This is a genomic window from Streptomyces sp. SID12501, assembly GCF_010550245.1.
Taxonomy (GTDB): domain Bacteria; phylum Actinomycetota; class Actinomycetes; order Streptomycetales; family Streptomycetaceae; genus Streptomyces.
The window spans coordinates 13731-38090 of the sequence record NZ_JAAGLU010000058.1; the positions used below are offsets into that span (position 1 = coordinate 13731).

Annotated in this window: 23 protein-coding genes, 1 tRNA gene and 1 pseudogene; 16 read left to right on the plus strand and 9 right to left on the minus strand. The window is 69.9% G+C overall.

Annotated features, from left to right (window positions below):
• Positions 1-38 precede the first annotated feature (38 nt).
• Positions 39-1121 (plus strand): nitrous oxide reductase family maturation protein NosD, encoded by a 1083-nt coding sequence (locus tag G3I71_RS41510; RefSeq protein ID WP_164323479.1) that lies wholly within the window; start codon positions 39-41, stop codon positions 1119-1121.
• Positions 1122-1193: 72 nt separating this feature from the next.
• Positions 1194-2252 (plus strand): methyltransferase, encoded by a 1059-nt coding sequence (locus tag G3I71_RS41515; protein WP_164323481.1) that lies wholly within the window; start codon positions 1194-1196, stop codon positions 2250-2252.
• A 76-nt stretch (positions 2253-2328) separates the two neighbouring features.
• On the opposite strand, the gene G3I71_RS41520 is transcribed toward G3I71_RS41515, so the two are convergent.
• From G3I71_RS41520 to G3I71_RS41550, 7 genes are all read right to left on the minus strand, one after another.
• A complete protein-coding gene (locus G3I71_RS41520; protein WP_164323483.1) occupies positions 2329-2661 on the minus strand; it encodes a TcmI family type II polyketide cyclase in 333 nt (110 codons plus the stop codon).
• 25 nt (positions 2662-2686) lie between these two features.
• Positions 2687-3163, minus strand: coding sequence for an SRPBCC family protein (locus G3I71_RS41525; protein WP_164323485.1), 477 nt, complete (start codon positions 3161-3163; stop codon positions 2687-2689).
• 2 nt (positions 3164-3165) lie between these two features.
• Complete coding sequence (locus G3I71_RS41530; protein WP_164323487.1) at positions 3166-3426, minus strand: phosphopantetheine-binding protein; 261 nt, start codon at positions 3424-3426, stop codon at positions 3166-3168.
• Positions 3427-3452: 26 nt separating this feature from the next.
• Positions 3453-4709 (minus strand): beta-ketoacyl synthase N-terminal-like domain-containing protein, encoded by a 1257-nt coding sequence (locus tag G3I71_RS41535; RefSeq protein ID WP_164323489.1) that lies wholly within the window; start codon positions 4707-4709, stop codon positions 3453-3455.
• Positions 4706-5974 (minus strand): beta-ketoacyl-[acyl-carrier-protein] synthase family protein, encoded by a 1269-nt coding sequence (locus G3I71_RS41540; protein WP_164323490.1) that lies wholly within the window; start codon positions 5972-5974, stop codon positions 4706-4708. Before G3I71_RS41540 ends, G3I71_RS41535 begins: the two co-directional genes overlap by 4 nt.
• Positions 5971-6453: a cupin domain-containing protein gene (locus tag G3I71_RS41545; protein WP_164323492.1), complete on the minus strand. Its 483-nt coding sequence runs from the start codon at positions 6451-6453 to the stop codon at positions 5971-5973. Before G3I71_RS41545 ends, G3I71_RS41540 begins: the two co-directional genes overlap by 4 nt.
• A 78-nt stretch (positions 6454-6531) precedes the next feature.
• Complete coding sequence (locus G3I71_RS41550; protein WP_164323494.1) at positions 6532-7656, minus strand: SchA/CurD-like domain-containing protein; 1125 nt, start codon at positions 7654-7656, stop codon at positions 6532-6534.
• Between the two features lie 270 nt (positions 7657-7926).
• Between G3I71_RS41550 and G3I71_RS41555 the strand changes: the two genes are divergently transcribed.
• From G3I71_RS41555 to G3I71_RS41600, 11 genes and pseudogenes are all read left to right on the plus strand, one after another.
• Positions 7927-9606 carry an FAD-dependent monooxygenase gene (locus G3I71_RS41555; RefSeq protein ID WP_164323496.1) on the plus strand — a complete coding sequence of 560 codons (1680 nt, stop codon included), beginning with the start codon at positions 7927-7929 and terminating at the stop codon, positions 9604-9606.
• Between the two features lie 90 nt (positions 9607-9696).
• Positions 9697-10122, plus strand: a complete 426-nt coding sequence (locus tag G3I71_RS41560; protein ID WP_164323498.1) for a GNAT family N-acetyltransferase — start codon at positions 9697-9699, stop codon at positions 10120-10122.
• Positions 10123-10331: 209 nt separating this feature from the next.
• Positions 10332-11726 (plus strand): hemolysin family protein, encoded by a 1395-nt coding sequence (locus G3I71_RS41565; RefSeq protein ID WP_164323500.1) that lies wholly within the window; start codon positions 10332-10334, stop codon positions 11724-11726.
• Positions 11723-12760: a hemolysin family protein gene (locus G3I71_RS41570; RefSeq protein WP_164323502.1), complete on the plus strand. Its 1038-nt coding sequence runs from the start codon at positions 11723-11725 to the stop codon at positions 12758-12760. The genes G3I71_RS41565 and G3I71_RS41570 overlap by 4 nt, the downstream gene beginning before the upstream one ends.
• 111 nt (positions 12761-12871) lie before the next feature.
• Positions 12872-13711, plus strand: a complete 840-nt coding sequence (locus G3I71_RS41575; RefSeq protein ID WP_164323504.1) for an SGNH/GDSL hydrolase family protein — start codon at positions 12872-12874, stop codon at positions 13709-13711.
• A gap of 219 nt (positions 13712-13930) precedes the next feature.
• Positions 13931-14326 carry a DUF5958 family protein gene (locus G3I71_RS41580; RefSeq protein WP_239149667.1) on the plus strand — a complete coding sequence of 132 codons (396 nt, stop codon included), beginning with the start codon at positions 13931-13933 and terminating at the stop codon, positions 14324-14326.
• Between the two features lie 144 nt (positions 14327-14470).
• Positions 14471-15811: a radical SAM protein gene (locus G3I71_RS41585; RefSeq protein ID WP_239149668.1), complete on the plus strand. Its 1341-nt coding sequence runs from the start codon at positions 14471-14473 to the stop codon at positions 15809-15811.
• Complete coding sequence (locus tag G3I71_RS41590; protein WP_164323507.1) at positions 15808-16824, plus strand: aminotransferase class I/II-fold pyridoxal phosphate-dependent enzyme; 1017 nt, start codon at positions 15808-15810, stop codon at positions 16822-16824. Before G3I71_RS41585 ends, G3I71_RS41590 begins: the two co-directional genes overlap by 4 nt.
• Positions 16821-17630, plus strand: coding sequence for a class I SAM-dependent methyltransferase (locus tag G3I71_RS41595; protein WP_164323509.1), 810 nt, complete (start codon positions 16821-16823; stop codon positions 17628-17630). Before G3I71_RS41590 ends, G3I71_RS41595 begins: the two co-directional genes overlap by 4 nt.
• Positions 17631-17676: 46 nt before the next feature.
• Positions 17677-17793 (plus strand): annotated as a pseudogene (locus G3I71_RS51805) (SGNH/GDSL hydrolase family protein); the annotation flags it as partial.
• Between the two features lie 356 nt (positions 17794-18149).
• Positions 18150-19043, plus strand: a complete 894-nt coding sequence (locus G3I71_RS41600) for a transposase family protein (protein WP_343243240.1) — start codon at positions 18150-18152, stop codon at positions 19041-19043.
• 262 nt (positions 19044-19305) lie between these two features.
• Here G3I71_RS41600 and G3I71_RS41605 read toward each other — a convergent pair whose 3' ends face one another.
• Together G3I71_RS41605 and G3I71_RS41610 are read right to left on the minus strand one after the other, a co-directional pair.
• A complete protein-coding gene (locus G3I71_RS41605; protein WP_164323511.1) occupies positions 19306-21606 on the minus strand; it encodes a hypothetical protein in 2301 nt (766 codons plus the stop codon).
• A 3-nt stretch (positions 21607-21609) separates the two neighbouring features.
• Positions 21610-21681 (minus strand) — tRNA-Gln (locus G3I71_RS41610).
• A gap of 256 nt (positions 21682-21937) precedes the next feature.
• On the opposite strand from G3I71_RS41610, the gene G3I71_RS51810 reads away from it, so the two are divergent.
• The 3 genes from G3I71_RS51810 (at position 21938) to G3I71_RS41620 (ending at position 24176) form a co-directional block, all read left to right on the plus strand.
• Positions 21938-22798, plus strand: a complete 861-nt coding sequence (locus G3I71_RS51810; RefSeq protein ID WP_239149669.1) for an IS1634 family transposase — start codon at positions 21938-21940, stop codon at positions 22796-22798.
• Between the two features lie 165 nt (positions 22799-22963).
• Complete coding sequence (locus tag G3I71_RS52450; protein WP_275409378.1) at positions 22964-23092, plus strand: hypothetical protein; 129 nt, start codon at positions 22964-22966, stop codon at positions 23090-23092.
• Positions 23093-23783: 691 nt separating this feature from the next.
• Positions 23784-24176: a hypothetical protein gene (locus G3I71_RS41620; RefSeq protein ID WP_343243241.1), complete on the plus strand. Its 393-nt coding sequence runs from the start codon at positions 23784-23786 to the stop codon at positions 24174-24176.
• Positions 24177-24360: the final 184 nt, after the last annotated feature.

The window sequence follows — 24360 nt, forward strand, 5'->3', positions numbered from 1 at the left end:
CGGTGGCGAGCCGGAACACCCGCTCCTAGCTTCGGCATATGACCAGACGACAGATCACCCACCTCGTATGCACCGCGGCTGTCGTGGCGTCGGGGCTGGGTGCCGCCGCGCCGGCGGACCATCGCACGGCGCATCAGGTGCTCCGAATCCACCGGGTACAGCCCGGCGAGTCGATCCAGCGGGCGGTGGACGCCGCCCGGCCGGGGGACACCGTTGTCCTCTCCCCCGGTACCTATCGCGAGAGTGTCCGCATCACGGTGTCGGACCTGACGCTGCGGGGCTCCGTCGCCGGGCCCGCCGTCATCGTCCCCGGCCCGGTAGCCGCCACCGCCAGCACCTGTGCCACCGCGGGCAACGGCATCTGTGTGACCGGCACCAAAAGCAGCCCCGTCAAGCACGTCACCCTGCGCTCGCTGACGATCCGGGGCTTCGCCAGGAACGGCCTGTGGGCGTCGTGGACCGACCAGCTGAAGGTCCAGGACGTGACCGCCGAACAGAACGGGCAGTGGGGCATCGCCCAGGAGAGGTCCGTGCGCGGCGTGTTCAGCCGCAACACCGCCGAGCGCAACGGCGACGCCGGACTCTTCGTCGCCAACACCGTCGACCGCGAGGACGGGGCCCAGGACGCCAAGGGCACCGTGATCAGTCAGAACCGTCTGGTCGGCAACCGCATCGGCGTCACCGTGCGGCGGCTGCGGAACCTGACCGTCGAACGTAACGAGGCGACCGGCAACTGCGCCGCGGTGTTCGTCGTCGGCGACGAGGGCAAGCCGCGCGCCGGGGCGATGACCGTACGCCGCAACCACATCCACGCCAACAACAAGCTGTGCCCGAAGACCCCCCGGCTGCCCTTTCTGCAGGGCTCGGGCATCGTGCTCACCGGCACCGAGAAGACGCTGGTGACGAAGAACCGGGTCGAGGACAACGTGGGCACCTCCCCGCTGTCGGGCGGCATCGTGCTGTTCAAGAGCTTCGTGGGCGCCCCCAACGAGAGCAACGAGATCCACGACAACGTGGTGCTGCGCAACAGCACGGCCGATCTCGCCGACCGGGACACCGGCACGAACAACACCTTCCGCGACAACACCTGCGGGGTCTCCGAACCCGCGGGACTCTGCTGACCGACCGACGCCCCATCCGTCCCACCCGCCCCACTCCCCCCACACGGCACAACCACAGAGGCGAGGCACCACATGACGACCGTTGACCCGGCACCCCCCACCTCCACGGCTCCCCCGGCTCCCCCGGCTCCCATGCGGCTGAGGGAGCTCGTGTTCGGGGCGGCCTGCGCCGCCGCCGTACGCGCCGCCGCCCGGCTGGGCGTCGCGGACGCCCTGGACGACGACACGCCGACGACCGTGGAGGACCTGGCGTCGGCGGTGAAGACCCAGCCCCACACCCTCAGGCGGCTGCTGCGCGCGCTGTCCTGCCAGGGCGTCTTCGCGGAGCGCCCCGACGGCACCTTCGTCCACACGGAGATGTCCCGGCTGCTGCGTGAGGACGATCCGCACAGCCTGCGGTACATCGCGCTGTGGTGCACCGAGCCGTGGACGTGGAACGTCTGGCCGCAGCTGGACGAGGCGGTGCGCTCCGGCCGCAACGTCTTCGAGGACATGTACGACAGGGAGTTCTTCTCGTACCTGAACGAAGAGGCCCCCGAGTCGGCGTACGTCTTCAACCGGGCCATGACGACGTCCAGCGAGCAGTCCGCGCGGGACGTCGCGAACCTGCTGGACCTCAACGGGGTGTCGTCGGTCGCCGACATCGGCGGCGGTCAGGGCCGGGTCGTGGCGAGTCTGCTGGAGAAGCACCCCAAGATGCACGGCACGCTGCTGGACCTGCCCGGGGTGGTGGAGAACGCCGACCCGCGGCTGCGCGCCGGGGGTTCACTGGCCACGCGGGTGAGTGTCGTGGCCGGGGACTGCCGGGAGGACATCCCCGTACAGGCGGATGTGTACATCATCAAGAACATCCTGGAGTGGGACGACGAGAGCACCCGCAGGGCGCTGGCGAACGTCCGGAAGGCGGCGCGGCCCGGTGCGCGGGTCGTCGTGATCGAGAACCTCGTGGACGACACACCGTCGATGAAGTTCACGACGGCGATGGACCTGCTGCTGCTCCTCAACGTCGGCGGTGCGAAGCACACCCGGCAGAGCATGGTCGACCGGCTGACGGACGCGGGCCTGGTCATCGGCGAGATCCGCCCGGTCAACGCGTATCTGCACGCCTTCGAGTGCACCGTCCCCAGCTGACCGCACCGCGGCCGAAACGCCGAAACCCCGAGGCCGGTACCGCGAAGTTCGCGGTACCGGCCTCGGGGTTTCGTGCTCAGGAGCCGACGCCCCGCTCCCACTGGTAGAAGCAGCGCGCCATGGCGTCCTTGGGGCTGCGCCACGTCAGCGGGTCGTACGCGGACACGTACGCGGAGAGCTTGTCGCTGACGCTCCGGAACTCGGGGTGGCCGGCCACCTTCGCGATGGCGGGCGCCGGGTCCTGGTCGGCCTCGATGAAGTGCAGGTACACGTCGCCGTACTGGAAGAGACTGCGGCGGGTGACACCGACGAGGTGCGGGAGTTCACCGCTGTCGGAGGCGGCGAACAGGTCGGCGATCGCCGGCGCCGACTCGGGTGCCATGCGGGCGACGATCAGGGCGTGGTGCATCGGGTGTCCTTCCTGGGCCGGTGGCTCAGCGGGGCAGGGGCGCGTTCTGGCGGTCCCGGGCGACCTGCTCGATCCGGTCCCGGATGAGCGCCATCTGCGTACGGGAGTTGCGGTTGATGTTGTCCGTCATCCACTCGTCGTCGACCGGGGCGTCGGGCTTCATCGCGAAGTCCTGCGTCCAGCGCATCTGGGTGCCGCCCGGCAGCTCCGTGTACTCCCACAGGATGTTCATGTGGGCGAAGGGGCCCGTCTCCACCCGGCGGGCCCGGACGGTCCGAGTGACCCGGTTCACGGTGCGTTCCGAGACCCAGCTCCAGACCTTGCCGTTGTCGTCCGGGAACATGGTCAGCCGGAAGGCCGTCGTGTCACCCTCGCGGGAGAGCACTTCGAGGGACGAGTACTCGGTGAAGAGCCGGGGCCAGTTCTCGATGTCGTTGGTGATGTCCCAGACGAGGTCGAGAGGGGCGTCGACGGTGATGGCGTTCTCGGTGTGTCCGGCCACTTTCAGGCTCCAGCCTTGAGGGTGCTGTTGACGAGGTCGAGGAACTCCTGGGGCGTCCTGCAGCGCTCGGAGTCGGGGGGCAGCGAGCGGCCGTACTGGTTCTCCAGCTCGCCGACGATGCCGAGCAGGCCGAGCGAGTCGAGGCCGAGGATCCCGAAGGGGGTGTCCGAGGCCCGCTCCAGCTCTCCCGGGTCGACGGTGACGCCGGCTCCCCTCTTCATGAGGGCGGCCAGCTCGTCGTAGGTCACTTGGGTGGTGAGCATGCGGGTGTCTCCTTCCCGCCCGGTGGTCATCGGGCGGAGTCGTCTCCACGGCGCACTACCAGCGCCGCGTTGGAACCCATCAGTCCCCGGCTGAGGACCAGGGCCGTGCGCGGCTCGGCGGGGCGAGCGCGGGACATCACCAGGTCGAGGTCGTGGCAGATGTCGAACACGTTGGGGGTGGGCGGGATCAGGCGGTGCTCCATGGCGAGCACCGCGGCGGCGATGTCCAGCACGGGCGCCCCGCAGTAGGCGCGCCCGATGCCGGTCTTGGGCGCCGTGACGGGAACCCTGGTGCCGTGTGCCCCGAGGGCGTCGGCGATGGCACCGGCCTCGGCGCGGTCCGCCTCCGGCACGCCCAGTGCGTCCGCGAACACGACGTCGATCTCCTCCGGGGCGCAGTCGGCCTCGTCGAGGGCGCCCCGGATCGCGTGGGCGAGCCCCTCCCGGGACCGGTCCCAGCGGGAGGCTCCGGTGAAGGTGGCGGCGTGGCCGGCGACGGTGGCCCGGACGGCCGCCCCCCGTTCCCGGGCGCGGTTCTCGTCCTCGACGACGAGCATGGCGCCGCCCTCCGCGGGCACGAACCCGCAGGCGCCCTTGGTGAAGGGCCGGTAGGCGCGGGCCGGGTCCTCGACGGTGCTGAGTTCGGCGTATCCGAGCTGGCAGACCATCGAGTACGGGGCGAGGGGTGCCTCCGCGCCGCCGACGACGACCGCGCCTGTGCCGCGCCGAACAGCCCGGGCGGCGTGGGCGACGGCGTCCAGACCGCCGGCCTCGTCGCTCGCGACCACCCCGCACGGCCCCTTGAAGCCGCCGCGGATGGAGATCTGGCCGGTGCTGGCGGCGTAGAACCAGGCGATGGACTGGTACGGGCCGACGTACCGGGATCCCTGACCCCACAGCTTCTGGAGCTCCCGCTGCCCGAACTCGCCGCCACCGGACCCGGCCGCGGTGACCACACCGATGTCGAACGGCTCGGTGGGCTCGCCCCGGCCGATTCCGGCGTCGTCGAGGGCGAGTGCGGCGGCTGCCATGGCGAAGTGGCTGAACGGGTCGGTCTGGACGAGGAAACGTTCCTCGATGAGGCCTGCGGCGTCGAAGCCCCGGACCTCCCCGGCCACCCGGAGCGGCAGGTGTCCACAACCGTCACGGGTGATCCCGTCCAGGACGAAGAGGCCTTCGCCGACGGCCTTCCAGTACGCGTCGGTCCGCAGACCATTGGGCGCGATCACACCGATCCCGGTGATGGCCGCGCGTGAGGTGCGCCGAGTGGGCTGAGTGTTCATCGGGTCCTCCCGCCCGGCCCCGTCAGCAGCACGGCCGACTGGAAGCCGCCGAATCCGCTGCCGACGGAGAGCACGTTCCTGAGCCTGTGCTGGCGCGCGGTGCGCGGCACGTAGTCCAGGTCGCACTCGGGGTCGGGTGTCTCGTAGTTCGCCGTCGGCGGGACGACCTGGTGCTTCAGCGCCAGGACGCACGCGACGATCTCGATCGCGCCGATCGCGCCCAGTGAGTGACCCACCATGGATTTGATGGAGCTCATGGGTGTGTCGTAGGCGTGGGCGCCCAGGGACCGCTTCACCGCGGCGGTCTCGTGCCGGTCGTTCTGTTTGGTGCCCGAGCCGTGCGCGTTGACGTAGTCGATCAGCGTGGGGTCGAGGCGGGCCTGGTCGAGCGTGGAGTCGATCGCCCGGGCCATCTCCAGTCCCTCGCCGGTCAGACCGGTCATGTGGTAGGCGTTGCCGAACGTGGCGTAGCCGCCGACCTCGCAGTAGATGTGGGCGCCGCGCGCCCGGGCGTGCTCGTACTCCTCCAGTACGAGGACCGCCGCGCCCTCGCCCATCACGAAGCCGTTGCGGCGGGCGTCGAAGGGCTTGGAGGCGTGTTCGGGGTCGTCGTTGTTGTCCGACGTCGCCTTGATGGCGTCGAAGCAGGCCATGGTGATCGGCGATATCGGCGAGTCCGCCGCTCCTGCGATGCAGATGTCGGCCCGACCCTCCTCGATGGTGTGGAAGGCGTAGCCGACCGCGTCGATCCCGGAGGTGCAGCCGGTGGAGACGGTCTGCACCGGACCCTGGGCGCCGAACTGTTCGGCGACCACCGAGGCGAGGGTGCTCGGCGAGAACGCCCGGTGCAGCTGCGGGTCGGCGCCACGGTGGTCCACGTCCCACCGCTGTCCGCCCGCGCTGACCTTGACGTAGTCGTGCTCCAGGCGGGTGGTGCCGCCGACGGCGCTGCCCAGGGAGACCGCGACGCGCCAGGGGTCCTGCGTGCCGGTGTCGAGTCCGGAGTCGCCGACGGCCTCGGCGGCGGCGACCATGGCGAACTGGATGTAACGGTCGGCGTGCTGGCTCAGCTCCGGGTCCAGACCGTGCGCGAACGGGTCGAAGTCGCATTCGGCGGCGATGCGCGAACGCAGTCCCGCCGGATCGAACAGCGTGATGCCCCGGGTCGCGGTACGGCCGCCGGCGAGGAGGTCCCAGAACGCCGTGGCCCCGGTGCCGCCTGGAGCGACCACACCGATACCGGTGACAGCCACCCGCCGGGTCACCGTATGGCCCCGCTCCGCTCGGACCGCTGTCCGTGGTCCGGAGCGAGCCGGTCCGGCCCGCCGACGGCGAACTCCGTGCCGGGTACGGCGGTTTCGGTCACCTCCGTGTCGACGTGCCCGAGACTGGGACGCGGGGCGAGCGGGCCCAGGTGGAAGACCATGCGGGCCTCCACGTCACCGACGTTGCGGAAGCGGTGGCGCACGTCGATCGGGATCAAGAGGCCCTGATCGGGCCTGAGGGCGTGCGTCTCGCCGTCCAGGTCCACTTCGAGGCTGCCTGCGACGACGTACACGAACTCCTCGGAGTACGGGTGGTAGTGCTCACCGATGCGCTCACCGGGCTGGACGATCGCCAGGCCCATGAAGCCGCTGGTGGAACCCACCGTGGCGGGCGTGAGCATCGCCCGCAGGTCGCCTCCGCGTCTGCGGTTGGGTTCTGTCTCGCTCAGGTCCACGATGCATGGGTGCTGCTTGTTCATGGTTGACACCTCCGGGTGGGGCAGGGACGTCGTCGTCCGGGTGGGGCGGGGCGGCGCGGAGAGCGCCGCGACGGTCCGTCAGGAACGCGCCGAGCTGCGGTCGGTGACGGGCATCATGTCGGCGTGCGACAGGAGGCGGTTGAGGTTGCGGTCCGTCTCCAGGGAGCCCTCGACACCGATCGCGGCGCCGTCGAGGAGACGCTCCAACTCGGCTGCTTTCCCGGGGCCCTTGAGGCCGAGGGAGGACATCGGGTCGGCATCGAGTTCGCCGGTGATGTCGACGAGCCTGACAACGATGTCATCCCGCTGGAAGACGGTGCTGCCGTACACCGGGCTGCGCGGGTCGTCCGCCGCGGCCTCGTCCTGGTGGGCGAGCAGCTTGGCCAGGTCCATCCCGCGGCCCTCCTTCGCCGGGTAGTACAGCGCGTGCCGCCGCAGTCCGGCGGGTGCCTGCTCGGCGGAGACCACGTGGTGGACGGCCGGGAGCGCGGCCCGGGTGAAGAAGACCCGCGCCGAGTCGGGGTCGCTGAGGTCCCGGTCCTGTTCCAGGTACGGGTTGATGGCCTCCTCGACCGCCCGCACCTCGGGCTGGCGGGCGACGTGGCGCAGCGCCGCGAGGAGGTCACCCTCGACCTCGACGGCCCGCACGACGCGGTTGCCGTGCATGAAGAGGGAGGTACGGCGCAGCCGGGTGGTGTCGTCGACCTGGGCCTCGGGCGAGGTGTAGCCGGCCAGGATCTCGGCGACCTTCGACTCGGAGCCCGGCTTGACGGTGAAGGTGAGCGCGTGGCGTGCGACACCGTCGCCCACGCGGGCCGCCACCTGCATGCCCGCTTTCGACTGCTCCGGCGTGAGGGGGGCGTTGGGGGTCGTCTCCCGGACGATGCTGTAGCGCATCGACCGGGTGTCCCTGACGCAGCTGTGCATCGGCCGGACGGTCTCGACGTGCTCCTCGCTGTTCACCCAGGCGAGGAAGGGTGGGGCGCTCTCCCACTCGCTGGTGATGAGCCACTGAGAGGGGTTCTCGATCGACTGGCAGAGCTGGTCACTGAGGTGACCGGGCACGGACGCGACCTGGTTGCGCATGAGTTCGTAGGCGTCCAGGAACTGCTGCTGGGCTCCTTCGTACAGGTCGAGCAGCAGGATCACCCGCAGCCTGGAGCCGTCGAACGCCGACTGCGATATGCGTCCCGAGATGGTCATCCGGCGCACCTCTCCTCTTCGTTGTGGAAGTCCGTCGTGGTCGGGCGGGGAGCGACCGTGGTGTCCGAAGTGCCGGGGCCGCCATGAGCCGATCGTTGACGCGAGTGGCGATGTGCGCGACTCCCGCGGGGTCGGGCGGGTGAACCGTGCGCCATCCGGGTGCCTCCGGCGGGCGGAACGGTTCCCGGGGAGGCACTGTGCAGGGGCATCCCATCGCTGACCCGCGTCCCGGCAGTGACCGGCGGAGACCCGCAGACACAGGAGGCATTCATGAACCGCGCGGAAGAGGCCGACGGCACAGGCGGCCACCACGCACCCGTCCTGATCGTCGGCGGCTCCCTGGTGGGGCTGTCCACCTCCCTGTTCCTCGGGCGTCTCGGCGTGCCGCACACGCTCGTGGAGCGTCACTCGGGCACCTCGATCCATCCACGTGGGCGCGGGAACAACGTGCGCACCATGGAGCTCTTCCGGGTGGCCGGGGTGGAGCGGCGCATCGAGGAAGCGGCGTCGGTCCTGGCGGACAACCACGGCATCCTGCAGACGCCGGGCCTGGTGGGCGACGTGGGCGAGTGGCTGTTCAAGGAGATCGACCCCGGCGGCGGGCTCGCCCGGTTCAGCCCCAGCGGGTGGTGCCTGTGCAGCCAGAACGACCTGGAGCCGGTCCTGCTGGAGAGTGCGCGGGCGCTCGGCGGGGATCTGCGGTTCTCGACCGAGCTGATGTCGTTCGAGCAGGACCCCGACGGGGTGACCGCTCGGCTCAAGAGCCGGGATACCGGTGAGCACACGACCGTCCGGGCGGACTACCTCGTCGCGGCGGACGGTCCGCGCAGCCCCGTCCGCGAGCAGCTCGGCATCGGGCAGAACGGCCCCGGCGACCTGTTCCACAACGTGAGCATCACCTTCACCTCCCGCGGCCTCGCGGACGTGGTCGGCGACCGGCGCTTCATCGTCTGCTACCTGACCAGCCCGGACGCCGACGGTGCCCTGCTGCCGGTCGACAACCGGGAGCGCTGGGTGTTCCACGCGCCGTGGCACCCCGAACAGGGCGAGACGATCGAGGAGTTCACCGACGAGCGGTGCCGGGAGCACATCCGGCGGGCCGTCGGCGTACCGGACCTGGACGTGGAGATCACCGGCAGGGCCGCCTGGCACGCCGCCGAGCGGGTCGCCGAACGGTACGCGGACCGCCGGGTGTTCCTCGCCGGCGACTCGGCCCACGAGATGTCCCCCACCGGGGCGTTCGGCTCGAACACCGGTATCCAGGACGCCCACAACCTCGCCTGGAAGCTGGCCGCCGTACTGGGTGGCTGGGCGGGTCCCGGTCTGCTGGGGTCGTACGACATGGAGCGCAGGCCGGTCGCGGAGGCGACGAGCGCCTGCGCCTCCGCACGGTCGGTCGAGCACAGCCATCCCGGGTACACACCCGCTCCGGGAGCCGGCGGCCCTGGCGGCCCCGGAGGCCCTGGCGGCAGGAAGGGCGGAATCCTCAACGTGGCCCTCGGTTACCGCTATCCGCGGGGCGCGGTCCTGGGCGCCGATCAGGCGGTACCGGTCGTGCCCGAGGGTGTGCGGCTGACGGGTGAGCCCGGCAGCAGGGCTCCCCACCTGTGGCTGAACCGCGCCGGCACCCGGATCTCCACACTCGACCTGTACGAGGGCTCGCTGGTGCTCCTCAGCTCGGCGGGCGCGGCCGACGGATGGCACGACGCTGCGACCGAGGTCGCGCGACAGCTGTCGGTGCCGCTCGACTCGTACCGGATCGGCAGCGGACCGGACGCCGAGCTGTCCCCCGCGAGCGACCTGGAGTGGGCGGAGGCCCATGGCGTCACCCCCGAGGGGGCGGTGCTGGTGCGCCCCGACGGGTTCGTCGCCTGGCGCTCCGAAGGGCCGTCGGCGGACCCCGGGGCCGTGTTGCGAGCGGCCCTTTCGGCGTTGCTTGACCGGGACTGACCATTCGACACACTTCCGTGCACGGAAACTTCGCTTCCGTGCACGGAAACGAGTTCGCCAGACGGGTCGCCGCTCTGCTTGGCTCGCCCCATGAGTGATCTGCGCATCCGCCCAGCGACCCACGCGGACATCGACTCCGTGCTGCGATTCTGGCGCGAGTCCGCCGAGGGGACCAGCATCAGCGATGATCGTGACGGCGTGACCCGACTCGTCGACCGTGACCCCGAAGCCCTGCTCCTCGCGGAGCGCGACGGCGTGCTGTCGGGCACCGTGATCGCCGGTTTCGACGGCTGGCGCTGCCATCTCTACCGGCTCGCGGTGCACCCGGATCGACGTCGGCAGGGCATCGGTTCGGCGCTGCTGGCCGCCGCCGAGGAACGGTTCGTACGACTGGGCGGGCGGCGCGTGGACGCCATGGTGCTGGAGCGCAACGAGAGGGGGCAGCATGCATGGCGTGCGGCCGGGTACGGGGCCGAGGAGCATTGGCGGCGCTGGGTGAAACCCCTCACCGACTGAGCCACTTTGCGCATCCTTTACTATTGGCGGACCGGTTTCTTCTCCGACACGTCTCCGATACGTCTCCGATACGTCTCCGAACATCTTCGATACCTCTCCGAGGAAAGGTGTGAACGTCCGCCCATGGGCGAGCCTCCCAGTAGCGACAGCACCACTCGACGTCGAGCGATCCCGCCGGCCCTGCCCGATCATGGGACGGAGGTGACCCGATGACAGAAGTGCTCCTCCTCCTGGTGGCGATCCTGCTCTCCCTGGCCTGCGGCGCCTTCGTCGCGGCGGAGTTCTCCCTGACCACGGTCGAGCGCGGCGAGCTGGAGCGTGCGGTGGAGCGCGGCGAGCGGGGTGCCGCCGGTGCCCTGAAGGCCGTACGGAACCTCACGTTCCAGCTCTCCGGCGCGCAGCTCGGCATCACGGTCACCAATCTCGTGGTCGGCATGCTCTCCGAGCCGTCGATCGCCGCGCTGATCGCGGGCCCGCTCGAGTCGCTCGGCGTCTCGGCCTCCATGTCCTCCACCCTGGCCCTGGTGATCGGTACGGCGCTGTCGACCGTCTTCCTGATGGTCTTCGGCGAGCTGGTGCCCAAGAACTGGGCGATCTCCGCGCCCCTGGCCGTGGCCAAGCGGGTGGCGACGCCGCAGCGCCTGTTCAGCGCCGCGTTCCGGCCGTTCATCACGCACCTCAACAACACGGCGAACCGCATGGTGCGCCTCTTCGGTATCGAGCCCGCCGAGGAACTGGCCTCCGCGCGCGGCCCCCAGGAACTGGTCGCGCTGGCCAGGCACTCCGCCAAGTTGGGCGCCCTGGAACCCGACACCGCGGAACTGTTCGTACGGACCCTGAACCTCGCCGACCTCACAGCGGAGAACGTGATGACACCGCGCGTCCAGGTCGTCGCCCTCGACGCCCAGGCGACCTGCGAGGACGTGGCGAACGCGACGCGGGCAACGGGGCTGTCCCGGTTCCCCGTCTACCGCGGCAACCTCGACTCGGTCGTCGGCGTCGCACACATCAAGGACTGCCTCGCGGTGCCCTCGGAGCGTCGCTCCCGGGTGCCCGTCTCCGAACTGATGCGCGAGCCGCTGCTCGTCCCCGAGTCGCTGACCGTCGACCGGCTCCTGGACCGGCTCTCCGGCAAGCGCACGATGGCCGTCGTCATCGACGAGTACGGCGGCACGGCGGGCGTGGCCACGCTGGAGGACATCGTCGAGGAGGTCGTCGGCGAGGTACGGGACGAGCACGACCCGCACGAGACGTCCGACCTCGACCCGGCCGGCCTGGACGACGAGGGCCGCACCCTCTACTCCGCGGACGGCGCCGCCCGCACCGACCAGCTCGCCCGCGTCGGCCTCCGGCTCCCCGAGGGGCCGTACGAGACGCTCGCCGGCCTGATCGCGACCGAGCTGGGCCGTATCCCGCAGGCCGGTGACACCGTCGAGGTGGCCGACTGGCGCCTGGACGTCGTGGACGCCTCGGGCCGCAGGGCAGCCCGCGTCCTGCTGCACGCGCCGCGCGCGCACGAGGAACCCGAGGAACCCGACGTAAAGAAGACGAACAAGGCAGACAAGGCAGACAAGGCGAACGAGAAGGAAGGGGAGGCGAAGTGACCACCGTCCAACTGCTGATCGGTCTGGCGACGCTGGTCGTCAACGCCTTCTTCGTGGGGGCCGAGTTCGCACTCATCTCCGTACGCCGCAGCCAGATCGAGCAGTATGTCGAGGAAGGCGCCGACGGGGACCGTGCGGACGGCGACCGGCGGGCGAAGAGCGTGCTGTGGGGCCTGGAGCACGTCTCCGCGCTGATGGCCGCGGCCCAGCTGGGCATCACGCTGTGCACCCTGATCCTCGGTGTGGTCGCGGAACCGGCGATCGCGCATCTGCTGGAGCCGGTGTTCCACGCGGTGGGCGTCCCCGAGAGCGCGGGGCACGCGGTGTCCTTCGTGATCGCCCTCGCCCTGGCGACGTATCTGCACATGCTGCTCGGCGAGATGGTGCCGAAGAACATCGCGCTCGCCGAGCCGGTGCGCAGCGCGCTGCTGCTCGGTCCGCCTCTGGTGGCCCTGGCGCGGGCGCTGAAGCCCGTTATCTTCACGATCAACGCCTTCGCGAACATGCTCCTGAAGCTGATGCGCGTAGAGGTCAAGGACGAGGTCACGGCAGCCTTCTCGGACACCGAACTGGCCCGTCTGGTCCGGGACTCCGGCGCGGCGGGGCTCATCGACGAACGCGCGCGGGAACGCCTCCACGACGCCCTGGAACTGGGCCGACGCCCGGTGCGTGACGTCGTGCTCCCGCTGGAAAGCGTCGTCTACGCGCGCGTGGGTGTCACTCCGGAGGAGCTGGAGCGGCTGTCCGCCGAGTCGGGCTTCTCACGCTTCCCGGTGGTGGACGACGAACGGCGGATCGCCGGGTACCTGCACGTCAAGGACGCGCTGGACGCCACGCCCCGGGACCTCGCCTTCCAGGTCCGGGACATGCGGCCCATCGCGAGCGTACGGGCGGACACTCCCCTGGACGACGTCCTCACAGCGATGCGGCGCAGCCGTACGCACCTGGCGGCGGTGCAGGGCGAGGACGGGCTGCTGGCGGGCATGGTGACGATGGAGGACGTGCTGCGCGAGCTGTTCGGACAGCCTGCGTAGACCACTGCAGCCCGCTGCAGATCACCTTGGGCGGCCTTGGACGGGCCTTGGACGGCCTTGGAGAGGTCGACCGACCGTCGGGTATGTGTACGGGTTATTATCTGTGTCGCCATGCAGATGAATGCCTCTTACACCAGCCTTGTCGCGGTCGGCGACTCCTTCACCGAGGGCATGTCGGACCGGCTGCCGGACGGTACGTACCGCGGCTGGGCCGACGTCCTCGCGGCCCGGATGGCCGCCCGCACGCCCGGCTTCCGGTACGCGAACCTCGCCGTGCGCGGCAAGCTGATCGGGCAGATCACCGCTGAGCAGGTGCCCGTCGCGGTGGCCATGGAGCCCGATGTGATCACGCTGGTGGGCGGGCTCAACGACACGCTGCGCCCCAAGTGCGACATGGGGCGGGTGCGCGGGGCCCTGGAAGAGGCCGTGGAGCGGCTGGCGCCCGCGTGCAAGCAGCTGGTGCTGATGCGCAGCCCCGGCCGCCAGGGCCCGGTCATGGAGCGCTTCCGGCCGCGCATGGAGGAACTGTTCGTCTGCATCGACGACCTCGCGTCCCGGCACGGCGCCCTCGTGGTCGACCTGTACGGGGCCGCCTCGCTCGGTGATCCCCGCCTGTGGGACGTCGACCGGCTGCACCTGACGGGCGAGGGCCACCGGAGGGTCGCCGAGGCGGTCTGGCAGACCCTCGGCTACGAGGCCGAGGACCCGGAGTGGCGCACACCGGTGCCGGCCACGGCCCCTCCGGGCTGGGCCGCCCGCCGGGTCGCGGACGCGCGCTTCGCACGGCAGTACCTACTGCCATGGATAGGCCGCCGCCTGACAGGGCGCTCGTCCGGGGACGGCCGGACAGGCGCCCACTTTAGCGCTGAGCTGGGCAAAGCCTTCTGGATCACCCCTATGGACCACACAGACCCGGGCCCGGTGACGGACTGGCGACAGGTGGGGTCCTGACCCGGAGCCGCGCCCGGATGCCATCCACCGGCTGAACGCGGGGCGCCGCCATGCCAGCGTCGGCTTCGTCCTGGCCCGCGAGGGCATCCTCCTCGACCCGGTGCACCCGCTTCAGACCACACGCTGGGCCGACGACGCAGAAGGCGCGGCCGATCCGGCGGTGCTGCTCGGAATCCTGATCACCGCGGCGGAGAGGCGTCCGTCCCACGGGAGGCAGTCATGAACGAACGCGACATCCTGCTCAACGAGCTCGCGCAAGGGCTGCGCCCGATGCCAGAAGGCATCGAATGGTTCGACAGCCTCGGCCACGAAGAGCAGTCCGCGGTGCTGCGGCTCCTGCGCCATCACTGCGTCCAGGCGCGCGCCGTCGCAGAGGATGCACCGGAGAGCATCCGCCGTGCCGGGCTGCGCCCAACGCATACGCCCGCAGTGCTGATCTCACGAGGCCGGATGGACGAGCAGCTCGGAAAGGTCGCCGGTCTCGCGCCTCTCGACGAACGCCGCAAAGCGTTCAGGCTGCTGATCGCGGTGCTCACGATTGCCGACGCGCGGCGCCGCGAGCGCTTCTGCTCCGGCGGCTGCAATCACTGGTGGCACAGACTGTCCGTCGTCTGACAACCCAGCACCGCACTCCTGAAAGTCAGCGACAGGACGGAGCGTGTCGTTGACGACGGATCGGATCGGATCGGATCGGGGCACCGCGTTCCACCTGCAGTTCGGCCCATGTCGTCTGGGTCCCGTTCAATGCATGATGACGACATGAACCATGGCGACCAGCGCTTCCACGTCATCGTGCTGTCGAACTTCGCGAAGGGCTTCGACAAGTACGCGTTCGCTTACGGGAAGGCGGGGATTCCGGAGAGTACCTATCCCGACCGGTTCCACCTGCTGACCCGTGCGGAGTTGGGAATCGGCATCGGCAAGGCGCGACGCCTGCTGGACCGTCTGGCCATTCCGGGCGACCGGCTGCTGGTGCTGGAAACCACGGTGGATCCCGACAAGTTGGTGCCCAACCTGTCGACCGGTCTCGGCATGGAACTGCACGAGGCTCGCATCCGGTTGTCAGCAGTCCACGAACTCGACCAAGCAGGCGACGAGTTCACTCTGCGCCCGACGACCGTCGAGGATGCGATGGCGGCCTCCCTGCACCTGCACGGATCGGCACAGCGTCGCTACGCCGACACGCGACCGCGCTCGGTGTCGCTTCTTCCGGTCGCCTCCGCCTGCCAGGCCCGGTGTTCGTTCTGCTTCTCCTCGGCTTCGATCTCCAGCGACCAGGCGCCGGCACGGGTCCCATGGGACGCGGTTGCCCACTGGCTGGAGCGCGCCCGTGCGGCGGGTGCCGAGCGTGCAGTGATCACCGGGGGCGGGGAGCCCACGCTCATACCGTTCGAACAGCAGCTGCGACTGGTGTCCGCCTGCTCGGCGGCCTTCCCGAAGGTCGTCCTGATCACCAACGCGCACACCCTGGCGAAAGGCCGGCACGCTGACCGGGCCGACCGCCTCGCAGCCCTGAGCGCCGCGGGCCTGAGCGTGCTGGCGGTCTCCCGGCACCATCAGGACGACGCCGTCAACGAGCGGCTGATGATGCTGCGCACGCCGGTGAGTTCTGTCGTCGATACCTGGCGCGTGGAACGTGACCGCTGGCCGGGGCTGCGGATGAGGCTGATCTGCGTGCTCCAGCACGGCGGCGTCGCCGACGCAGCCGAGGTCGCCGACTACCTTTCGTGGGCCGCGGCCCACGGTGTCGAGGAAGTCTGCTTCAAAGAGCTCTACGTATCCACCAGCACCGAGTCGCTCTACTTCGACCGCGCCGCCAACGTCTGGAGCCGAGAGCACCAGGTCTCGCTGTCCGTCGTCACCCGGTTCGCCGAGCAGCACGGCTTCGAACTGGCGAGCCGCCTGCCCTGGGGCGCGCCGGTCTACCACGGCAGCTGGGACGGACGGCCGCTACGGATTGCCGCGTACACCGAGCCCAGCCTGCTCTGGGAACGCACCAGCGGCATCGCACGCAGCTGGAACGTCATGGCCGACGGACGCTGCTACGCCTCCCTGGAAGACCGGGCCAGCGAGATCGTGCCGGAAGGTGCGTCGGCATGAGGTTCGAGGAGTTCCAGGAATTCCGGCAGCGCCAGCTCCGTGCTTCCTCGTCGCTTCTGGACGCCGCCGAGACCAACGTGTACCGGGCGCTTGCTCCGATGCGACCGGAACCGCCGACCGACATGAGTACGGTCCACCGGTGCGACCTCGCCCGAGCCTGGCTGCGGCGCTTCGAGCTGCCGGAAGAGTGGTCCGGCCACGCCATGGTCTGCCGAGGGGTCCGGCACGGGCTCGGTGTGGTGTTCCACTGGATGCGCGCCGTGCAAGCGCGGTTGTGGCTGCCCAGCGACGTGTACCCGGTGTACTTCGAGCTGGCCCGCGCTGCGGGCCTGGAGCCCGCGTCCTACCCGACGCTACCGGCGCCGGCCCTGCCAAGATCACCGGCGGACGACCGGCCCGAATACCTGCTGCTCGCCAACCCCAGCAAGCCGCTCGGCCGATACCTGTCCGATGCCGAGTGCGCCGCGGTGATGTCGTGGTTGCGGAAATCACCACACCGCCGCCTGCTGATCGACAGCGTCTACGACCTGGGAGCCCCGTTCGCTGCCGGCACGCGGCGATTGCTGGACACCGGTTGCGCGGTCCTGCTGCATTCGGTCACCAAGGGATGGCTTTGGCCACGCACGTTCGGCGTGGTCCTGCTGGGCTCGGCGCACACCGAACTGACCGAAGCGTTCCGGGCGGATCCGCCGACGCCGGCACAGCTGAGGCTCGCCGACCGCCTGCTGACCGAGCACAGCGACGTGCCCCGGCAGGTCGTCGACGAACTGGCCGCACGGGCTGAGCGGTTGTTCGAACGGTTGCCGGACGAGGTGCTCAGGGCGATTCCCACGGCGAGCCGGACGTGCCCCGGCAACTACTTCTTCCCGGTTGAAATCCCGGCGGAGACGCTCCATCGTGAGTGCGGCGTGCTCGCCATGCCGGTCAGCGTGTTCGGGGGGAGCAGTTGGTCCGGCTCCATCCTGACCAGCCTTGGTGACGCTTTCGGCCCGACGCCGACGGTGGCGCGATGAAGCCACTGGAGGACCTGGCCGTGTACGACGATGCGGACTTCTACGATCAGGAGTTCACCGCGCGCACCCACGACATCCCGTTCTTCCTCGGCCAAGCGGTCCGAGCGGGCGGTCCGGTCCTGGAGGTGGCCTGCGGAACCGGGCGCATCACCCTGCCGATCGCCCGGGCGGGTGTCGAGGTCACAGGGCTTGACATCATGCCCTCGATGCTTGCGCGTGCCCGTCAGCGGGCCGAGGACGAGCGACAGCCGGTCGAGTGGCTGGAACAGGACTGCCGAGACATCCGCTCCGACAGGCGCTTCGCCCTGGTGTTCTCGGCAACCAACGCGATGCAGCACCTGCACGACCTGGATTCCGTGGTCGCGTTCCTCGCCTCGGCGCGAAACGTGCTGCGACCAGGCGGGACCCTGATCCTGGACGTCTTCAACCCCGACATGGCCAAGCTGTGCCGGCTCCCCGAGTCGCCCTACCACCACAAGTCGGTCGCGGACCGGGACGGGGCGAGGCTCGACGTGCGAGCGACGACCAGCTACGACGCCGCCGCCCAAGTGCTGCGCTTCACGCTGGACTACCTACGCGACGGCGTGTGCGTACGCACGAAGAAAGTCAGCATGCGCTGCTTCTTTCCCGAGGAACTCCTGGCGCTCTGCCGGCTGGCCGGTCTCGACGTCGCGCAGCGCTACGGGGACTACGATCAATCCCTGTTCACGAGCACCTCGCCGAAGCAGCTCCTGTTCTGCCACTCCCGAACCGCCTACGGCCAGATCGGCGATCCGCCGTCGGTACCGGTCATGCATCCGAGCTGAGCCAGCACCGCATTCCAGACTAGTTGACCCCATGAGTACACCGTTCGGGGACGGCCGGACAGGCGCCCAGTTCAACGCTGAGCTGGGCAAAGCCTTCTGGATCACCCCTGCGGACCACACAAACCCCGGCCCTGTGACGGATTGGCGACAGCTGGGGCCCTGACCCGGAGCCCCGCCCGGATGCCATCCACCGACTGAACGCGGGGCGCCGCCTCCTGAACGGGCTACAGACTTAAGCCTGCAATTTCCGGCGCATGACACTTGGTAATCATCGGCGGGAGCGATCCGTTCTGGTTCGGCCGGTCTCACGGAGAGCGAAGCCTTCCACCGTTGCCAGATCTCATCAACATTTCCAGGCTGTCTGATCGCTAACGGCCTCGGGGGAAATAGTGATCGTCCCGGTCGGGCCGTGACATGAGAAGGACCGCACGGGTTGAGTGAGTTGTGAAGCTGACCTGGGCCCGTGCGGTCTGTTCCCATCCTGCCCTGTCTGGTGTCTCTCGCGCACATTTCGGCGAGTTGTTTGCCGAGATCGCCGAACCGTGGGAAGCCGCCCGGCAGTCCGCGCTGCGGGCAGCACGCGGCGGGGAGCGCAAGCGGGTGGAAGAGGGCGGCCCCAAGCCGAAGCTGGTCTTCTTCGACCGGCTGCTCGTCACCCCGGTCCACCTGCGACACCAGCTGCCGCATGAGGTGCTCGCCGAGCTCTTCGAGGTGGACCGCTCCACCGTCTCCGAGGCGATCCGGCAGCTCCGCCCGCTGCTGGGGGCCCGCGGCTTCGCGGTACCCGACCGGCCCGGCCTGCGGCTCAAGACACTGGAGGACGTCTTCGCCTATGCCGAAGCGGAAGGCGTCGAGATGCGGTTCGACGGTGCCGAGACACAGGTCAGGCGCCCGCAGGCCGGGCGCCCCGGACGCCGTGAGTTCGCCTCCGGCAAGCGCCGGCAGAACACCATCAAGACCACCACGTTCCGCGACGGCCAGGGCCGCATGCTGCTGTCCGGAGTGGTCCGCCCAGGCCGGATGCACGACCAGACCGCCGTCCGCACCGAGGGCATCGCCGAACAGTTCCGCAACCGGCCAGGCGTGAAGGCCCAGGTCGACTCCGGATACGCAGGGCTGGCCAAGGAGTTCCCCGGCCAGGTCAGCGCACCGCCGAAGAAGCCCAAGGACGAGGCATGCGATGGTGACAAGTACGCCTGGCTCGAGACGCGGCGGCGGCAGTCCTCGGCCCTGATCTGCGTGGAACACACCAACGCCGAGCTCCGCCAATGGACACCCCTGCGCCGGTTCACCGGACGCCGCGACGCTTACGCCGAGACCCATCTCGCGATCGCAGGCATGATCTCCGACCGATCCGCACGACGGCCCACCGTCGGCGGACGAGCACCGAACTCGTCCTCGTCCTCGACGTGATCTGGTGATCACCCACCAGCGGAACCGCCAGGCCAGCACGTCCGAATCTCGTTTTCCCCGAGGCCGTAAGTGTTGCCCCAAACCGTCGACAAATGTTGCTCGCTCTCACCTACGCAACCAGACGGCCGAGAACCGGCTCGCCCTCACTCCCCACGCTCTGCCCCTGCACCCGCCTCGTCGCTCCTGGTGGGGCACGGGTGCGCCCGTTGCTGCTCCATGCCGCAGTGGCGGACGGGCGACAGCGGGCTTGTTTGGGTACCTTTCACCGCATCCAGTGTCCGTCGGTGCTCCACCCCAGGAAGCGCCGGGCGCGACCGCCGTCTGTTGTTCCGTCCCCGCCGAAAGTGCCGCCCTCGGCGACCAGCGTCAGGCCGGCCAGTGCGGGGGCCAGCCGGATCGCGACTTGGGCGGGGTGGCGGGCCGTCTCCTCGTTCAGGCCGGCGATGATCCGCCCCTGGTCCTCGGGCGGGCACAGGGACAGGTGGAACAGCATCTGGCGCCACGCGTAGGCAGCGTCCTTGATCGTGCCCAAGGGCCGTGTGTTGTGGTGCACACGGGCTGTCAGCCTGCACACGGTCACGAAGCAGCGGCGCGCCAGGTCGGCCCAGCCGGGCCGTGGGACGATGCCCACCCGGTGGACCAGCGTGGCCAGGTTGTGGGTGGTGAGGATCTGCGCCTGCTCGATCACCGTGCCGTTCGCAGCGGCCGACCAGGACCCTGACGTCGTCCCGGCGCGCTCGGTGCACAGCCGGGCGAAACCGGGAGAGGTGCGGGTGCGGTACGAACGGGTCAGGGCCGTTCCGGTCTTGGCGATCGCCAGGTTGCGGATCGCCGCGTAGTCGATGCCGTAGTAGCGCTCGTACAGCGTGCCGCCGAGCAGTTCGCCCGCGATCCGCGCCGCCGTGAGGAACTTCGGGCTGAACGTGCCCATGAAGATGTCGGCGGCCAGCTCCTCCACGAACGGTGCGCCCAGGTCGCACTGGCGCTCGAGTTCGCCGAGCTCACGGACCAGTGGGTTGGGCAGGAGGGTGCCCGGGAAGGCCTGCACGGCCAGCTCGCCGAGCTGGCGCAGCACGGTGAGCGCGCCTTCGCCGTCCGCCTTGTTCAGCACCGCGGACCGCTGCCCGGACACGGCCCGTACCCAGGGCAGTTCCTCGACGCGCACCTGCCGTTCCAGGTTGAGCAGCAGCAGCGAGCGGCGGTCGCGAAACGCCCGGTAGTTCGCGGCCATCAGCACCCGCAGCGCCTCGTCGCGGTACGCCTGCGCGGTGGTGGCGGCGACCAACTGCGGTACCAGCTCGGCCAGGACCTCGGCGGACGGGATGACGCCCCGCTCCACGAGCGTGCCGAGCGGTGCACTCAGCGCGAACTCGACCACCTGGCCGATCCTGGGCGGCACGGCAGCCGCGGCGGGCAGCCCTGTCTCCCGGCTCTCCTCCTCGGTCACCGCGCGAAGAAGCGGGGCGACATCGGGGACGCCTGTCTCCTGCGGGAGTACAGAGAGTCGGCGCAGCATCAGCTGGGCCAGGGCGTGGTGGGAGGGGCGCGCCGCCTGCTCGGCCTGGCTGCGGCGCAGGGCCGTGTGCCCGGCGGAGCCGGGCAGACCGCGCCGACGCACCATGGACTCCACCGCATGCCGCAGCAGACCGAGCCGGCGCGCGTCCAGCGGCCGTCCGACGACGATCTCCTCCAGCGCGCCGCGCAGAATGCCCAGGTTCTCCTGGGGACTGCGATGTCTGGTACAGCGGGTGTGCTCCGCGGCGAGCAGCCGGTAGCGGCCGAGCAGAACCTCACCATGGGTCAACCAACCGGCATCCGGGGCTAGCTCGAGGACCCGGCCGTTGCGCGCCGTCCGCAGCCAGTGTATGAGCAGCTCGTCGCCGAACGGCTGCCACACGGCGAGCGCCTCGCGCTGGGTCTCGACAGCCTCGTTCGGGCGCCGCCGTATCAGGGTGCCGGCCGCGTCAGAGACGGTGTGCCGGTGGACGGCCGCGGTGACGTCCGGCACGGCCCCGTCCGCCGGGCGGGGCAGAAACCGCAGCCGGTCGGCGAACGGCTCCAGTTCCGCCGCGAGGTCCAGCGCCGCGTCCGTCTCCCCGTGCCGCACCAGCCACGCCATAGTGAGCAGCGCCGCCTCCTCCGGCACGCCGATCTCGTAGTGGCCGCTGTCCAACCGGGCCCACAGCCAGGCGAGTCCGGGCTCGGTCAGGCAGTGGGCGAAGAGCGCGCGCCGCTCGGCGGGCACGCCGAAACTCAGCGCGGCCTCGGTCTCGTACGGCTGGAGCGGACCGCCCGCGCTCGCGGTCCCGGTGGCAAAGCCGCCCCGCACCACCTCAGGTGTCACCCAGGCCGGAAGCCCCGCGACCGGAGTACGTGAGCCGACCGTGAGCCGTCCCGCGGCCAAGCCCGCGGCCACCTCCCGCCAGCGCTGCCCCCGTACCTCGGCGCGGCGCCGGGTGTCGGCGTCCCCGTGGGTCAGCGCGGTCGTGAAGGCCTTGGCCAGTTGCACCGCCGCATAGGACGGGTTCGCGGTGAGGGGCTGCTGCTCAGCGTTGTCGTTCATAAGCCGACGTGGCAGGTTCCGCCCCTGCGCCCTCCGGGTCCAGAGCCCGGTGCTCTACTGCTGAGCTACACGCCGATGACCACCGAGGTTAGACGCTTGCATGCTCACCAATCAACCGGATTTCGGCAAGGCGCCACGGTGGCGACCAGCACGCCGATGAAAGTGAGCAGCAGCCATACCACCAGCCCGGGGCGGGCACCGGCGGCGACCTGGCTCCGTACTTCGCGGGTGACTGAATCGGCTGGTTCGGGGCCGGTGGGCGTGCCTGTTGGAGTCGTGGCCGCGTTGGTGGGGTGTGACGATGTCTTCCCGGTCCCCGCAGCCACGGACGATGCGTCCACGCATGGAATGCGTGGTCAACGCCGTGGTGGAGAAGCGTCTGGGCGCTCTGCCTGTCGCTGCCGAGTTTCTGCGCCGCCTGGATCTGGCCGGGACCGTCGACCGGTTGTGCCCGGGCCGGGACAGCGCTCATCTGACGCACGGCCAGGTCATCGAGACGCTGGTGACCAACCGGCTGACCGCGCCCGCCCCGCCGCGGCAGGTGGAGGACTGGGCGCGTGAGTGGGCGGTGGAGGAGGTCTTCGGCATCGAGCCGGAGCTGCTCAACGACGACCGCCTGGGCCGGTCTCTGGACGCCGTCGCCGAGCACCTGACGGAGCTCACCGACAGCATCGGGGCCCGCGAGATCGGCGAGTTCGGCATCGATGTGTCCACATGCCACCGGGACATGACCTCCATGTCGCTGCACGGCGCCCACCCGGCCGACGACCAGGACGAGGACTATCCCCGTATCAAGCACGGGCATCCCAAGGACCGCCGCTACGACCTCAAGCAGATCCAGACCGGCCTCGCGGTGACCGGCGACGGCGGCATCCCGCTGCTCTCCCGCGTCATCGACGGCGGAGCCGCGGAGATCTCCCAGATCACCGGCGCCATGAACGCTCTGCGCGCGATGGCCGGGCCGAAGGAGTTCCTGCTGATCGCGGACTCCAAGCTCGTCTCGTACCGCAACGTCACCGCGCTGATCAACGCCGGGAACGAGTCGAAGGCGTCCCGCATCGCCCGGGCCAAGACCGCCCCGTCTTTTGAGGACCAGTTCGCACGTCTCCCGGCTGAGTACAAAGAGCGCGCCCTCAAGGCACTCCAGCCCCGCAAGGAGGAAGGGTTCGTCTCGGCGGTCGTGCTCATGTAGGGCGGCGGCGTCGCCCTCCAGACTTCGGGCGGTGACTGACCCGCCTGCGGCGGACAGGCCCTCCTCACCTTCGAGCCGGTCGGCCGGACGGGCACGGATACGCACTACTCCGCGAACGGCTTCGTCTGCTCCTTGTGTCCCTTCGAGGCGAACGGAGCAGACGAGATGGCCGCCCTGCGGAAGGCCAACACCCCTGTGCTCGTGGGCACGATGACGACGATGACGATGTCCACCTCGCATGGTCGCACTCTCTCCCCGGAGGAGCTGAAGATCGGCGAGACCAAGGCAGGTTGATCGTCACGTCGAGGTTCCATGGCCGGGGCCACACCTTTGATCATTTTCTGCATCGTGGAATAGAGAGAGAAATCGCGGACTGGGGCGGGGTCCGCGAAGTCAGCGCCATCGGTATGTCGTCCGGGGACGGGATGCCGGCGAAACGGCCGGAGCTGTCGCCGTACGACGATCTGTCATAACTGCGCGGATGACCTGCCGTCGCTTCGCACGACGGCCGTTCGTAGCTTCCTCCGAACAGGACCGTGGCGCCGGCCTGCACGAAGCGCCAGTTGAATCCGTCACCGGATTCTACTGATCAAGCCAAATGCCCAGGTCAGAGGGTCTTTATTGCTCCCCGTGGGGGCTCGTATCTCACATTCCTGTCACCGTTTGACGGCTCTATGGCGGGAGCGTTGTCGCCATTACGTTCGGCAACTAGCCAATGGTCCTCCCCATGGCCACCCTGATCTGCGAGCCTGTCGCGACTCGCCGCGGTAGGAGCTTCCGTCGATGGGTGTGGGCGGCCCGGCTGGAATGCCTGAGCCTTGACAGGCCCGTTGCTGCACAGCGGTCGTCGGCGATCGGGTGGGTATCCCCGATCATGAGAGCCCTACCGTTGTGCTTGCCGGAAACCTCATCCATGCAGGTGAGGGTCTGTCTGAGGGGCAGGGTACTCGCGCGGCTGGTGGTCGCCCCGGCATGATGGCCGGTCGTGCTGCTGCGACTGGCCTATCCGGGTGTGACGAACGTGTTCGCCCTGCTGCGCCTACTGCCGATGAGCGACCATGGCAAGGACGCCGAGATCCTCGCTCTTCGCCATCAGATCGGGGCACTGGAGCGCCAACCCGACGGCCGGAGAGTGCGGTTCACCCCGGGCGATCGCGCGTTCCTGGCAGCGTTGCCGCGCCGGTTGCCGACGGAAGTGCTGCGCGGGGCACGGCTGCTGGTGCGCCCGGACACTGTGCTGCACGGGCACCGTGACCTGGTCTCGCGCCGCCACGCGGCCCGTTCCCGACCGGCGCATCCGCGTCCTGGGCGCGACGGCGCACCCGACCGCCTCCTGGCCGACACAAGCCGCGAAGAACCTCGTCATGGACCTCGATGACACCGGCTGCCGGGCACGGTTCCTCATCCGGGACCGCGACGGCAAGTTCCCCGCCCTGTACTACAGCCTCAGATCTTGAGGTTGTGATCGGTTCTGCTCGGGTTGCCGCCAGGGGCGTAGGCGGGTGGGCAGGGGGTCGCCGCGCCGGTTGTAGTGGCTGATGGTGGCCCGGGTCTGGTGCAGG

What these genes read in the sequence shown, in the direction of transcription:
- G3I71_RS41520 (WP_164323483.1), bottom strand. Translation starts at nt 2,661, where the DNA reads ATGCACCACGCCCTGATCGTCGCCCGCATGGCACCCGAGTCGGCGCCG.
- G3I71_RS41560 (WP_164323498.1), top strand. Translation starts at nt 9,697, where the DNA reads ATGAGTGATCTGCGCATCCGCCCAGCGACCCACGCGGACATCGACTCC.
- G3I71_RS41535 (WP_164323489.1), bottom strand. Translation starts at nt 4,709, where the DNA reads ATGAACACTCAGCCCACTCGGCGCACCTCACGCGCGGCCATCACCGGG.
- G3I71_RS41605 (WP_164323511.1), bottom strand. Translation starts at nt 21,606, where the DNA reads ATGAACGACAACGCTGAGCAGCAGCCCCTCACCGCGAACCCGTCCTAT.
- G3I71_RS41515 (WP_164323481.1), top strand. Translation starts at nt 1,194, where the DNA reads ATGACGACCGTTGACCCGGCACCCCCCACCTCCACGGCTCCCCCGGCT.
- G3I71_RS41595 (WP_164323509.1), top strand. Translation starts at nt 16,821, where the DNA reads ATGAAGCCACTGGAGGACCTGGCCGTGTACGACGATGCGGACTTCTAC.
- G3I71_RS41510 (WP_164323479.1), top strand. Translation starts at nt 39, where the DNA reads ATGACCAGACGACAGATCACCCACCTCGTATGCACCGCGGCTGTCGTG.
- G3I71_RS41530 (WP_164323487.1), bottom strand. Translation starts at nt 3,426, where the DNA reads ATGCTCACCACCCAAGTGACCTACGACGAGCTGGCCGCCCTCATGAAG.
- G3I71_RS41550 (WP_164323494.1), bottom strand. Translation starts at nt 7,656, where the DNA reads ATGACCATCTCGGGACGCATATCGCAGTCGGCGTTCGACGGCTCCAGG.
- G3I71_RS41575 (WP_164323504.1), top strand. Translation starts at nt 12,872, where the DNA reads ATGCAGATGAATGCCTCTTACACCAGCCTTGTCGCGGTCGGCGACTCC.
- G3I71_RS52450 (WP_275409378.1), top strand. Translation starts at nt 22,964, where the DNA reads ATGGCCGCCCTGCGGAAGGCCAACACCCCTGTGCTCGTGGGCACGATG.
- G3I71_RS41545 (WP_164323492.1), bottom strand. Translation starts at nt 6,453, where the DNA reads ATGAACAAGCAGCACCCATGCATCGTGGACCTGAGCGAGACAGAACCC.
- G3I71_RS41585 (WP_239149668.1), top strand. Translation starts at nt 14,471, where the DNA reads ATGAACCATGGCGACCAGCGCTTCCACGTCATCGTGCTGTCGAACTTC.
- G3I71_RS41590 (WP_164323507.1), top strand. Translation starts at nt 15,808, where the DNA reads ATGAGGTTCGAGGAGTTCCAGGAATTCCGGCAGCGCCAGCTCCGTGCT.
- G3I71_RS41565 (WP_164323500.1), top strand. Translation starts at nt 10,332, where the DNA reads ATGACAGAAGTGCTCCTCCTCCTGGTGGCGATCCTGCTCTCCCTGGCC.
- G3I71_RS41580 (WP_239149667.1), top strand. Translation starts at nt 13,931, where the DNA reads ATGAACGAACGCGACATCCTGCTCAACGAGCTCGCGCAAGGGCTGCGC.
- G3I71_RS41555 (WP_164323496.1), top strand. Translation starts at nt 7,927, where the DNA reads ATGAACCGCGCGGAAGAGGCCGACGGCACAGGCGGCCACCACGCACCC.
- G3I71_RS51810 (WP_239149669.1), top strand. Translation starts at nt 21,938, where the DNA reads ATGCGTCCACGCATGGAATGCGTGGTCAACGCCGTGGTGGAGAAGCGT.